Genomic DNA, 11,867 nt, shown 5'->3' on the forward strand with positions numbered 1-11,867 from the left:
CTCGTTCAGTGAGTGGGCTTATAATCCCACCCCCTTTTCTAAGTCAACAGCCATTCCAAAAGTTTTTTGACATTTTTGTAACAGGCTGATTTTGCTTAGCTTTTTGTTACAGTCTTTAAAAACCCGCAAAATTGCCGCCCGATTGGGCAGTTCTGAGGGTCTGTCTTAACCGAATCTCGCACAAATCGCTTCGAAGGCGTTGTCATGACCTATATGGGAAGTCTGCAGCTGTAATTCCAGGGCGCTTGCGTCTCACGTACGCCCCTCGCTAATTTGGCTGGAAGAACGATCCGGCGGAGTGAAGAATGCTTGTCCTCAACGAAGAACAGACGCGCGCGGCCCTGCCCTGGCCCAAGCTGATTGAAGCGATCGCCGCCATGTTTGCGAGCGAATGCGTGATGCCGGTGCGTCATCACCACGAGATGGACGTGCCCGGTGAAGAGAGCGCAACGCTGCTTCTGATGCCGGCCTGGGTTCCCGGGCGTTATGCCGGGGTGAAGATGGTTTCGGTCTTTCCCGGCAATGCACAGCGAAGCCTGCCGGCAATTTCAGGGACCTATCTTCTTTCCTCAGGCGCGACCGGCGAGATGCTGGCCGTGATTGACGGCGCCGAGCTGACGGCGCGGCGGACAGCAGCGGCATCGGCGCTCGCCGGCCGTTATCTCGCCCGCCCGAATGCGGAGGAAATGCTCGTCTGCGGAACCGGGCGCCTGTCGCTCAACCTGATGCTCGCCCACGGCACGACCCGGCCCATAAAGAGATACAGGATCTGGGGACGCAACGCGCAGGCGGCGGAGAAGATCGCGGCGGAAGCGCGAGTGCTGGGCCTCGATGCTAGAGCCGTCACCGACAGGGAAGCGGCGGCACGGACGGCCGACATCATTTCCTGCGCCACACTTTCCAGCGAACCGCTGGTATCGGGCGAATGGCTGAAGCCGGGCGCGCATCTCGACCTCGTCGGCGCCTTCAAACCGAGCATGCGCGAAAGCGACGACGAAGCCATTCGCCGCGCTTCGGTCCATGTCGATACCCGCGCTGGCGCCACCAGCGAGGCCGGCGATATCGTTCAGCCGATTAAAAGCGGCGTGCTCGACATGAACGATATCCAATCGGAGCTTGCCGAACTCGTCAGCGGCGCGCATGGCGGACGAAGCCATGATGAGGAGATTACGCTGTTCAAGTCGGTCGGCGCAGCACTCGAGGATCTCGCCGGCGCCATCCTTGCCTATGAGACGGTGGCGGGCCGCAAGTGACAATCAGTGCATCATTGCCGGAGCTTCCGGTTTCGCATGTCCTGCCAGCCGTCGCGGCGGCGCTGGGCGAGCAGCGACGCGCCGTTCTTTCCGCGCCTCCCGGCGCCGGCAAGACGACGCTGGTGCCGCTTTACCTGCTCGATCAGCCCTCGCGCGGCGACGGCAAGATCATCCTGCTCGAACCGCGGCGGCTGGCGGCGCGAGCCGCAGCCAGCCGGATGGCGTCGCTCATCGGCGAAAAGGTGGGCGAAACGATCGGCTACCGCATGCGCCTCGACAGCAGGATATCGGCGGCGACCCGGGTCGAAGTGGTGACAGAAGGGGTTTTCGCCAGGATGATCCTCGACGATCCGGAACTGACCGGCGTCTCGACCGTGCTTTTCGACGAATTCCATGAGCGGTCGCTCGATGCCGATTTCGGGCTGGCGCTGGCGCTCGACGTGCAGTCAGCGCTGCGCGAGGATCTGCGCATCCTGGTGATGTCGGCGACGCTCGACGTGGAGCGTGTGGCCGCCCTGCTCGATCACCCGCCTATCATCGAGAGCCTGGGACGCAGCTTTCCGATCGATATCCGCTATCAGGACCGGGCCGGCGGCGAGCGCATCGAGGACGCCGTCTCGCGGATGATTATCGAGGCTCACGCCGATGAGGACGGCTCTATCCTCGCCTTCCTGCCCGGCCAGGCGGAAATCACGCGCACCGTGGAGCGCCTGCAGGGGCGATTCGGGCCCGAAACCTTGATTGCCCCTCTCTATGGCAATCTTAGCCAGAAGGAGCAGGATGCAGCGATTCGCCCGGCGCCCAAGGGAGTGCGCAAGATCGTTCTTGCCACCTCGATCGCCGAAACATCGATCACCATCGACGGTGTTAGGATCGTGATCGACAGCGGATTGCAGCGTCTGCCGATCTTCGAGGCCTCGACCGGGATTACGCGGCTCGAGACGGTGCGGGTGTCGCAAGCCTCGGCCGATCAGCGGGCCGGCCGCGCGGGACGAACCGAGCCCGGCATCGCCATCCGGCTGTGGCACCAGGGGCAGACGGCGGCACTGCCGGCTTTCACACCGCCGCAGATCCTCTCCAGCGACCTCTCCGGCCTGGTGCTCGATCTCGCGCATTGGGGGGTCCAGGATGCCGCATCCCTTGCCTTCGTCGATCAGCCGCCGGAAACGACGCTTAAGGAAGCGCGGGCGCTGCTCGGTCAGCTCGGAGCGCTCGACAAGGATGGCGCGTTGACTGCCCGTGGCAAGATGATGCGCGATCTCGCTTTGCCGCCGCGACTTGCCGCTATGGTCGTCTCATCAGGCGAATCGGGCCATGCCCGGGAGGCGGCGATGATTGCCGTGCTCCTGACCGAACAGGGGCTTGGCGGATCGAGCATCGACATTGAGGACCGGCTGCGGCGATTCAAAGCCGAGCGCGGTGACAGAGCCGACGCCTCGCGGCGGCTGGCTGGACGACTGGCCGCCGGTCTCGAGACCGTCACAACAGCCGCACCCGTATTGGCGGGTCAGCTGCTGCTGCACGCATTCCCAGATCGAATCGCGCTTCTGCGCGGGGGGCGCGGGCGATTCGTCATGGCGAACGGGCGGGGAGCGGAACTGCCGGAGACTGAGCGGCTCGCCGGCAGCCAGATGCTCGTCATCGCCGATCTCACCGGGCGCGCGGCGCAGGGGCGGATTCTGGCGGCAGCGGAAGTGACACGTGCGGATATCGAAGCCAAACTGCCTGGCGAGATCAGAACCGATGACCAGATATTCTTCGACCGGCAAAGCCGGCAGGTGCGGGCGCGGCGGGCAACTCGGCTTGGCGCAATCGTCTTCGAAGAGACGCCCTTGCCGCGTCCTTCCGGAGCCGCCGTCACTCAGGCGCTGATGGAGGGCGTGCGCGAATTGGGGCTTGATCAGCTCGCCTTCTCGAAGGAGGCCATGCAGCTCCGCGAACGGATCGGTTTTCTTCATCGGACGATCGGTGATCCCTGGCCCGATGTCAGCGACGATGCTTTGCTTTCTCGGCTGGAGGATTGGTTCGCTCCCTTCCAGGAGGACGCCCGTAGCCTTTCCGAGGTCTCTGCGGCAGGGCTTTCGAACGGCCTGATGTCGTTGGTACCACACGAGCTGCAGCGCGATCTTAGCCGGCTTGCTCCGACGCATTTCGAGGCACCGACCGGTCAAAAACATCCCATCCAATATGAGGGCGAGGAGCCGGTCCTGACGATCCGCGTGCAGGAGCTGTTCGGGCTCAAGCAGCATCCGGCGGTCGCCGGAGGCCGCCTGCCGCTACTCCTGGAGCTGACGTCACCGGCGCACCGGCCGATCCAGACGACACGCGACCTGCCCGGCTTCTGGGTGGGCTCATGGAAGGACGTGCGCGCCGAGATGCGTGGACGCTATCCCCGCCACCCCTGGCCGGAGCGGCCGGAAGAGGCGTTGCCGACGACACGGGCAAAACCACGTGGTACATGAGAGCCATCAAGGAGCCCCGGCATGATCGACAAGCCCGGTGTCATCGACAAGACCGAAAGCCATACGCTGGAAGACCGGCACAGCAGCCGCAGGCTGCGGCTACAGACGCTGGTGCGGCTTCGCTGGCTTGCGGTCGGCGGCCAGGCGCTGACGGTGTTCATCGTCGCTTTCTGGCTGAAATTTCCCTTGCCGCTGATCGCCAGCTCTTTGCTGATCGCCGCTCTGGCCTGGGTGAATTTCTACCTGACAATCCGGTATCCACCGACGCATCGGCTGGAGCCGCCGGCCGCCTTCGCTTTGCTCGGCTTCGATCTTCTGCAGCTTTGCGCGCTGCTCTTCATCACGGGCGGCCTCGCCAATCCGTTCGCCGCACTCGTCTGCGTGCCCGTCATCATCTCTTTCGCCTCACAGCCAATCCGCTACAGCACGGCGCTGATCGGCTTTGCCATGGTCTGCATTACAGTGCTTGCCTTTTCGCCTTTCCCGCTGCCCTGGTTCGACGGGGTCGAGATCAATGTCCATAATGTCATGCAGTTCGGCGTCTGGTGCTCGATCGCCTCGACCATGGCCTTTGCCGCCTTCTATGCCTATCGCGTCTCGATGGAAGCGAGCCAGCTTGCCGATGCGCTCGCCGCGACCGAACTGGTGCTACAGCGGGAAAAGCATCTTTCGCAGCTTGACGGTCTGGCTGCGGCCGCCGCTCATGAACTCGGCACGCCGCTTGCCACGATCAGCGTCGTCGCCAAGGAAATGGAGCGCGAGCTCAAGGATGATGATCGCTTCCGCGAGGATGTCATGCTGCTGCGAAGCCAGAGCGAACGCTGCCGTGACATTCTGCGGCGGCTGACGACGCTCTCCTCCGAAGGCGAGGCGCATATGCGCCGGCTGCCGCTTTCCTCCATGATCGAAGAAGTCGTCGCACCGCACCGGGAATTCGGCATCACGCTCGAGCTCATCGAGAAGAGCCCGCGCAAGAGCGAGCCGGTCACCGATCGCAATGCCGGCATCATGTACGGGCTCGGAAACCTCATCGAAAATGCCGTCGATTATGCCAGGGAGAAAGTGACCGTCACCGTCGAGCACGATCAAGACAAAGTATTGATCGTCATCGAAGACGACGGCAATGGTTATTCGCCTGACATCCTGACGCGCATCGGCGAGCCCTATGTGACCAAGCGGCAGAAGGAAGATACGGCCGGCGGCCTCGGGCTCGGACTTTTCATCGCCAAGACACTGCTGGAGCGCTCGGGCGCATCGCTGGTTTTCGAGAACCGAGAGCCGGAAAGAGCCGGCGCGCGCATCCGCATCGAATGGCCGCGAATGCTGATCGACGCAAATTCGACAAAATGAGTTTGTGGGCATAAGTAGAATGAGAAACGGTTGACCAGGATCAGGCGCAACCGCCGGGACCCGAGACGATGACAGAACAGAATCATGGAAATTTCGCCACATCGGATGAAGACCATATCGGGCCCGACGCCAGCCTGCTGATCGTTGACGACGACGGGCCCTTCCTGCGCCGTCTCGCACGGGCGATGGAGACCCGCGGTTTCGACGTGGAGACGGCCGAATCAGTGGCGGAAGGCGTTGCGAAATCGAAAGGCAGGCCGCCGAAATATGCGGTAGTCGACCTTCGCCTCGGCGACGGCAACGGCCTCGACGTCATCGAAGCGATCCGGCAGCGGCGCGACGATACCCGGATCATCGTGCTGACCGGCTACGGCAATATCGCAACAGCGGTGACGGCCGTAAAACTCGGAGCCGTCGATTATCTGGCCAAGCCCGCGGACGCCGACGAGGTCTTTTCAGCGCTGACGCAACGGCCGGGGGAAAAGGCCGAGCTGCCGGAGAATCCGATGTCGGCCGATCGGGTGCGCTGGGAACACATCCAGCGGGTCTACGAGATGTGCGAGCGCAATGTCTCGGAAACAGCACGTCGGCTCAACATGCATCGGCGAACGCTGCAGCGCATACTTGCCAAACGCGCCCCGAAATAGACGAAACCTTCGTCAGACATCATCCACAGTGAATGGTTTTCCGTTGGCCCATTCGGCCATCATCAGCCTTTGCGCAGCGGCGCGCGAGAAACTGAGCGTGACGGATTTGCGCGTGGCCGGTGCCATGCGGTGTTCCGGCGCCTCGCGGATCATATGGGCGCCATAGCCATCCGAGAGGAAGAGCCCGCATTCCTCGGGAAAGATGTCAAGCGGCACACCTTCATGAGTCGCAAAGAACAGGCGGTCGCAATGCAGCCTGTATTCCGGCCATTTGCGATCCACCCGGAAATCCTCGATCGATGTCTTGATTTCGATGATCCAAACTTCGCCCTTTTCCGAAAGCGTGATCAGATCGGCGCGTCGGCCGCTGGCGAGCGGCAGTTCCGGCAGCACCGCATGGCGCATTTCGTGCAGCAATATCTGCGTTCCGCGCCGCACCATCATGGCCCTGTCCGATTGCCGGCCATCGATTAACGGATTGTTATTGTAAACGCTCAAAATCGTCATGGATAACCATCGCCGAGCCGGGTGTGTTGTTGCAAAAAAACCATGCGCTTTTAATTTGCGCGGCAGACGGATTCCTCGCGCCGAAGCAGTCTTGCAAAGCGCAAGTTAATCGAAAATAAACCATAATCAACGATGGTCGAAAGACTGTTCTCCTCGCCCGAAAACTTCAAGAGTTATCTATGCGCATCCGCAACGCATTCCCTGTATTTGGCCTGCTGACGACACTCGCACTGGCCGGCTGCTCCACCAATTCCGAAAGCGCATCCGTCGACGACAAGGGCGCAGGCCCGACGGTACAGACAGCTCAAATCTTCAACGACGCCTATGGCGTGACGAAGGACGCCGGATACTCCCTGCCGGCGATCCCGATCGACAGGGTCAAGCCGCAGTTCCGCCGCCAGGTCGTCAGCTACCAGACCACCGAGCGTCCAGGCACCATCATCGTCAATACGCGCGAGCGCTTCCTCTATTACATCCTGCCGAACGGCAAGGCGATGCGCTACGGCATCGGCGTCGGCAAGCAGGGCTTCGCATGGGCCGGCACTGCCTATGTCGCCTGGAAACAGGAATGGCCGACCTGGCACCCGCCGAAGGAAATGGCTGAACGCCGCCCCGACGTCGCCAAATACGTCGAGGAGGGCATGGGCCCCGGTCTCAGCAATCCGCTCGGCGCGCGCGCCATGTATCTCTTCAACGACGACGGCAAGGACACCCTGTTCCGCCTGCACGGCACGCCGGAATGGGCTTCGATCGGCACCGCCGCTTCCTCGGGCTGCATTCGCCTGATGAACCAGGACGTCATCGACCTCTACAGCCGCGTCCGCCCCGGCAAGGGGACCTCCAAGGTCATCGTCATCCAGTAGGCTAGATATCGAATTCGGTATAAAAAAGGCCGCCGGACAGTCGTCCCGGCGGCCTTTTTGTATTCTCGGTTACACCGATTGTTTCGCCTTGAGCTCGAGGCGGCGGCGGTGAAGCACCGGTTCGGTATAGCCGTTCGGTTGCTCCCTGCCCTTCAGGACGAGATCGAGGGCGGCCTGAAAGGCGATCGAATCATCGAAATTGCCGGCCATCGGCCGGTAGGCTGGATCGGATTTGTTCTGTCGGTCGACGACGGCAGCCATGCGTTTCATCGTTTCGACGATCTGAGCTTCGGTGACGACTTTGTGATGCAGCCAATTCGCCATGTGCTGGGCCGAAATGCGCAACGTGGCGCGATCCTCCATCAGGCCGACATTGTTGATATCAGGCACTTTCGAGCAACCGACGCCCTGATCGACCCAGCGCACGACGTAACCGAGGATACCCTGGGCATTGTTGTCGAGTTCCCGCTGGATTTCCTCGGGAGTCCAGTTCGGCCGCACCGCAACCGGCACGGAGAGAATGTCGGAAAGCTTGGCGCGAGCCCGGTCCTTCAGCCCCTGCTGAACCCGGGCGACGTTGACGCGGTGATAATGGGTGGCATGCAGGGTGGCGGCCGTCGGCGACGGCACCCAGGCGGTGTTGGCGCCGGCCTTCGGATGGGCGATCTTCTGTTCCAGCATCGCCGCCATCAGATCCGGCATCGCCCACATGCCTTTGCCGATCTGGGCGTGGCCGGAAAGGCCGCATTCCAGACCGATGTCAACGTTCCAGTTCTCATAGGCCGATATCCACGCTGCCTGGCGCATATCGCCCTTGCGAATCATCGGACCGGCTTCCATCGAAGTATGGATCTCGTCGCCGGTGCGGTCGAGGAAACCGGTGTTGATGAAGACGACGCGCTCGCGGGCGGCACGAATGCACTCCTTGAGATTGACCGTCGTGCGCCGCTCCTCGTCCATGATGCCCATCTTGATGGTGTTGCGCGCCATGCCGAGCGCGTCTTCGACCCGGGAGAAAATCTCGACGGCGAAGGCGACCTCTTCTGGCCCATGCATCTTCGGCTTCACCACATACATGGAGCCGGTGCGGGAATTCTTCTTCCGGCCGGCGGGACCGATATCGTAAAGCGCGATCAGAGCAGTGATGATGGCATCCATGATGCCCTCGGGCACTTCGTTGCCGTCCTTGTCGAGGATCGCGGGATTGGTCATCAGGTGGCCAACATTGCGCACCAGCATCAACGAACGGCGATGCACCTCGAACGAAGCGCCATCCGGGCCGGTATAGTCCAGATCCGGGTTGAGGTTGCGGATGAAGGTCGTTCCGCCCTTTGCCACCTCTTCCTGCAGATCGCCCTTCATCAAGCCGAGCCAGTTGCGATAGACGATCACCTTGTCTTCGGCGTCGACGGCTGCAATCGAATCCTCGCAGTCCATGATCGTGGTAATCGCCGATTCCAGCCAGACATCGGAAATATGGGCCGGATCGGCCTTACCGATCGCCGTCGTCGGGTCGATGACGATATCGATATGAATGCCGTTGTTCTTCAGGAGAATATGGCTCGGCGTGGTGGCATCGCCGCGATAGCCGGCAAAATGCCGGCCGTCTCTGAGCATTGTCTGCTCGCCGTCCACCGATTTGACGACGAGCATTCCGTCCTTGACGGCGAAGCTGCCGACATCCTTCCAGCTGCCGTCCCGCAGCGGCGTCGCCGTATCGAGGAAATCTCGCACCCAGGCGATGACCTTTTCGCCGCGCTTTGGATTATACCCCTTACCCTTCTCGGCGCCGTCGCTCTCGGGAATGGCGTCGGTGCCATAGAGCGCATCATAGAGCGAGCCCCAGCGAGCGTTGGCGGCGTTCAAAGCGTAGCGGGCATTCATCACGGGAACGACGAGCTGCGGACCGGCGATCGAGGCGATCTCGGGATCGACGTTTTCGGTCGAGACCTGGAAGTCCGATCCTTCCGGCAGGAGGTAGCCGATGCTGCGTAGAAAGGATTGATAGTCGTCCATATCCGACGGGGCGCCATGCTGGCGATACCAGTCATCAATCTTCGTCTGCAGCTCGTCGCGTTTGGCCAGCAGTGCGCGATTGCGCGGGGCGAGATCGTGAACGATCGCCGAAAAATCGGCAAAGAACCTGTCCACATCGATCGCCAGACCCGGCAGAACCTCCTGCGTCAGGAAATCGTGGAGGACGGTTTCGATGGCAAGACCGTTCTTATCAATGCGGCTCATGCGATATTCTCCCTGGCAGCGCCTGTGAATGCTGCCACTTTGCCCGGCTTTCATTCACAGTCAATTCCGCAATAGTTCGAAAGATTTATGCCGTTCCGGAAATTATGCGCGACGTCACGCGCATGGGAAGCCCGTTCTGCGGCTGAGTCGTCAGCTTCTGCACCGGCCAAGGATTGGTGGTTGCGGTCTGATCGAAACGGAAGCGGCGCATCATCACGGCCAGTGCGATCACCGCCTCCTGCAGCGCGAAGGTCGCGCCGATGCAGACGCGCGGGCCGGCGCCGAACGGCAGAAACTGAAACCGGCCGATGCTGCCGCGGTTTTCCGGCAGGAAGCGCTCCGGCATATAGGCGCGCGGCTTTTCCCAATAAAGTTCATGGCGATGCAGCGTCCACGGCATGATCAGCACGGTAATATCCGCCGGTATTTCGACCTTTTCGCCCTTGGCATTCGTCCAGAGGTCATCGGCTATGGCGGCGCGATTGATCGAAGGAGCCGGCGGGTAAAGTCTGAGGGCCTCTTCGAACGCCGCCCGCGTCACCGGCATCAGATCCAGCCATTCCACCGGTTCGGCTCCAGTCGCCAGGACGGCATCGATCTCCGTCTCCATCGCCTCACGAATATGCGGGCTGTTGGCCACACAATAAAGTGTCCAGGCAAGCGCACGCGCCGTCGTCTCGTGGCCGGCTCCGATGAAAGTCAGGATATTGTCCTCGATCTCCTCCTTGGTCAGGCCATCCGGACCTGCCTGTTCCAGGAGCAGCGTCAGAAAATCCTCCGGTGCGGCGGCGCGATCGGCCTTCATCTTCGCCAGACGCACATCCATGGTATCGCGGACGATAGCCCGGAATTTTTCCAGCACCTTCTGACCGCCGATACGGGTCAGGCGTGGCACCCAGGAGGGCGCGCGCAGCAGGTCCATCGGGTCGACGCGGCCCATCCGGTGGAGAAGCTGGTTGACGTCGTCGGCGAAATGGCCGCTCGACGAGATGATTTCGCCGGAGAAGAGCGTTTCGGCAAGGATAGCAAAGGTCAAATCGGTCATGTCGGCGGCAATGTCGAAAATTTGACCCGCCGCCTCGCCGTTCTCGTATTTGCGGACGAAATCTTGCGATTGCCGCAGCATCTGGCCGGCAAAGCCCTTGGCGTGGCGCGGCGTGAAGACTGGCGCGACCGCCTTTCGCGATCGCTTCCAGACCTGGCCTTCCGCCGTCAACAACCCGTCACGCAAGATTGGCCGCAGCACCAGCTGGCGAATGTCGGACATACGGTAATTGGCGGCATTGTCGACCAGCACGTGCTTGATCAAGCCGGGATCGTTGACGATGAGCGTGTGTTGCCCGAAGAAACTCGTTTTGATCCAGGGTAGCGTATAGGAGGGCTCGCCCCAGAGTTCGAGCGGGTTGCGCAGGATGATTCGGATGATATCCAGCCGGCTCGGCGGCACAGTGCGAGGCAGCGGTGCCGGCGGAACGAAGGGATCCGGACGCATGTCCATCGTCAAAGCCTTTCGGGGAAGAGCGACGCCTTCCCGGCAAGCTTGAAGCTAGAGCAGGCCCTTGAGTTCGTCCAGCTTGTCGTTGATCAGCCAGCCGTAATAATTCTCTTCAGGCCAAACAGTCGCACCGGAAGAGCGGTTTTTCGCCGCAAGGGCTGTGGCACGCTGGCGGGAATTGCCGACATTATACAGCGTCGCCGTCAGGCCGGGATTGCCCGAGATATCCATGCCGGCAATCTCCTTGTAATCTTCGATCGACCGGCGGATCGAGGCCGCGACGAAGGCGAGCGAGATATCTGGATCCATGATCGCCTTATAGACGTCGCCGGCATTCTTCTCGTTCAGCTTCGGATAGCCGGAGACGCGGCTGACGAGATCGGAGAGCATCAACGCCGTCAGCGGATTGACCTGACCGAGGCCGAAGGTCTGGCCGGCATAGAAAGGCTGAAAGAAGACCGCACTGAAGCGGTTGTTGGGGAAGCTCTCGCCACCCACGGTCTTGCCGCGGAAATCGCTTTCCCAGACATCTTCCCGGCAGGACCAGAGCGTGTAGGAATCACTCTTGCCCTTGCACTGCGCAAATTGCGGCCGCGCCACGAAATCGTCGACGTTTTCGCCGTCATAGGCGAAGCGGAAACTTTCCCCGGCATAGGAAGCGGCTTTGACATAATAGGCCTGCAGCCTGTCGTAAGCGTCGACGTTATAGGTATGTTCGCCAACGATCGCGCCGACGACATGGATGGGATTGATGCCGTAAGCGCTGGAGACCTTGCGGATCTTGGCCATCAGCTCGCGATCGGTCGCAAGAAGCTCGTGGACCTTCTCATATTTCAGATCGAAGCTGCTCTTGGTGCCCTTGGTGCGGCGGACGGACGCGCCGGGAATATCGGGCTGCTCAGCGTGGCGATTGCCGGCCGGCACCGTCTGCATGGCGAAGGCCGGCGCCGAATTCACCAGGGCAACGGCAATTAAAAGGCTTGTCAAAAGGCGTCGCACGATCCGCTATCCCGTCCGTTCATCGTCCTGTTCGCGATGCGGCTGACTGG

9 protein-coding genes are annotated in these 11,867 nt (G+C 61.5%); 5 read left to right on the plus strand and 4 right to left on the minus strand.

What is annotated here, in order from left to right; translation table 11 throughout:
* The first annotated feature begins 305 nt into the window (after positions 1-305).
* From FHT70_RS25855 to FHT70_RS25870, 4 genes are all read left to right on the plus strand, one after another.
* Positions 306-1,253, plus strand: a complete 948-nt coding sequence (locus tag FHT70_RS25855; RefSeq protein WP_183705785.1) for an ornithine cyclodeaminase family protein — start codon at positions 306-308, stop codon at positions 1,251-1,253.
* Positions 1,250-3,715, plus strand: coding sequence for an ATP-dependent helicase HrpB (gene hrpB, locus FHT70_RS25860; protein ID WP_183705787.1), 2,466 nt, complete (start codon positions 1,250-1,252; stop codon positions 3,713-3,715). The genes FHT70_RS25855 and hrpB overlap by 4 nt, the downstream gene beginning before the upstream one ends.
* A gap of 21 nt (positions 3,716-3,736) precedes the next feature.
* Complete coding sequence (locus FHT70_RS25865) at positions 3,737-5,065, plus strand: ActS/PrrB/RegB family redox-sensitive histidine kinase (RefSeq protein ID WP_085776464.1); 1,329 nt, start codon at positions 3,737-3,739, stop codon at positions 5,063-5,065.
* A gap of 68 nt (positions 5,066-5,133) precedes the next feature.
* Positions 5,134-5,712: an ActR/PrrA/RegA family redox response regulator transcription factor gene (locus FHT70_RS25870; RefSeq protein ID WP_097601342.1), complete on the plus strand. Its 579-nt coding sequence runs from the start codon at positions 5,134-5,136 to the stop codon at positions 5,710-5,712.
* A 12-nt stretch (positions 5,713-5,724) separates the two neighbouring features.
* Here the strand turns inward: FHT70_RS25870 and FHT70_RS25875 are convergent, their stop codons facing one another.
* Positions 5,725-6,219 carry an MmcB family DNA repair protein gene (locus tag FHT70_RS25875; RefSeq protein ID WP_011423458.1) on the minus strand — a complete coding sequence of 165 codons (495 nt, stop codon included), beginning with the start codon at positions 6,217-6,219 and terminating at the stop codon, positions 5,725-5,727.
* A 179-nt stretch (positions 6,220-6,398) separates the two neighbouring features.
* Here FHT70_RS25875 and FHT70_RS25880 point away from each other — a divergent pair, with 179 nt between their 5' ends.
* On the plus strand, positions 6,399-7,082 hold the full coding sequence (locus FHT70_RS25880) for a L,D-transpeptidase family protein (RefSeq protein WP_011423457.1): 684 nt from the start codon (positions 6,399-6,401) through the stop codon (positions 7,080-7,082).
* 69 nt (positions 7,083-7,151) lie between these two features.
* Here FHT70_RS25880 and FHT70_RS25885 read toward each other — a convergent pair whose 3' ends face one another.
* The 3 genes from FHT70_RS25885 to FHT70_RS25895 form a co-directional block, all read right to left on the minus strand.
* Positions 7,152-9,323, minus strand: coding sequence for a malate synthase G (locus tag FHT70_RS25885; RefSeq protein ID WP_183705789.1), 2,172 nt, complete (start codon positions 9,321-9,323; stop codon positions 7,152-7,154).
* A gap of 85 nt (positions 9,324-9,408) precedes the next feature.
* Complete coding sequence (locus tag FHT70_RS25890; RefSeq protein WP_183705791.1) at positions 9,409-10,821, minus strand: cytochrome P450; 1,413 nt, start codon at positions 10,819-10,821, stop codon at positions 9,409-9,411.
* Positions 10,822-10,869: 48 nt separating this feature from the next.
* Entirely contained in the window at positions 10,870-11,817 is a 948-nt protein-coding gene (locus FHT70_RS25895; protein WP_183705793.1) for a DUF1402 family protein, read from the minus strand.
* Positions 11,818-11,867: the final 50 nt, after the last annotated feature.

This window comes from Rhizobium sp. BK049 (assembly GCF_014193135.1).
Classification (GTDB): Bacteria; Pseudomonadota; Alphaproteobacteria; order Rhizobiales; family Rhizobiaceae; genus Rhizobium.

What these genes read in the sequence shown, in the direction of transcription:
- FHT70_RS25875 (WP_011423458.1), bottom strand. Translation starts at nt 6,219, where the DNA reads ATGACGATTTTGAGCGTTTACAATAACAATCCGTTAATCGATGGCCGG.
- FHT70_RS25870 (WP_097601342.1), top strand. Translation starts at nt 5,134, where the DNA reads ATGACAGAACAGAATCATGGAAATTTCGCCACATCGGATGAAGACCAT.
- FHT70_RS25885 (WP_183705789.1), bottom strand. Translation starts at nt 9,323, where the DNA reads ATGAGCCGCATTGATAAGAACGGTCTTGCCATCGAAACCGTCCTCCAC.
- FHT70_RS25865 (WP_085776464.1), top strand. Translation starts at nt 3,737, where the DNA reads ATGATCGACAAGCCCGGTGTCATCGACAAGACCGAAAGCCATACGCTG.
- FHT70_RS25855 (WP_183705785.1), top strand. Translation starts at nt 306, where the DNA reads ATGCTTGTCCTCAACGAAGAACAGACGCGCGCGGCCCTGCCCTGGCCC.
- FHT70_RS25890 (WP_183705791.1), bottom strand. Translation starts at nt 10,821, where the DNA reads ATGGACATGCGTCCGGATCCCTTCGTTCCGCCGGCACCGCTGCCTCGC.
- FHT70_RS25880 (WP_011423457.1), top strand. Translation starts at nt 6,399, where the DNA reads ATGCGCATCCGCAACGCATTCCCTGTATTTGGCCTGCTGACGACACTC.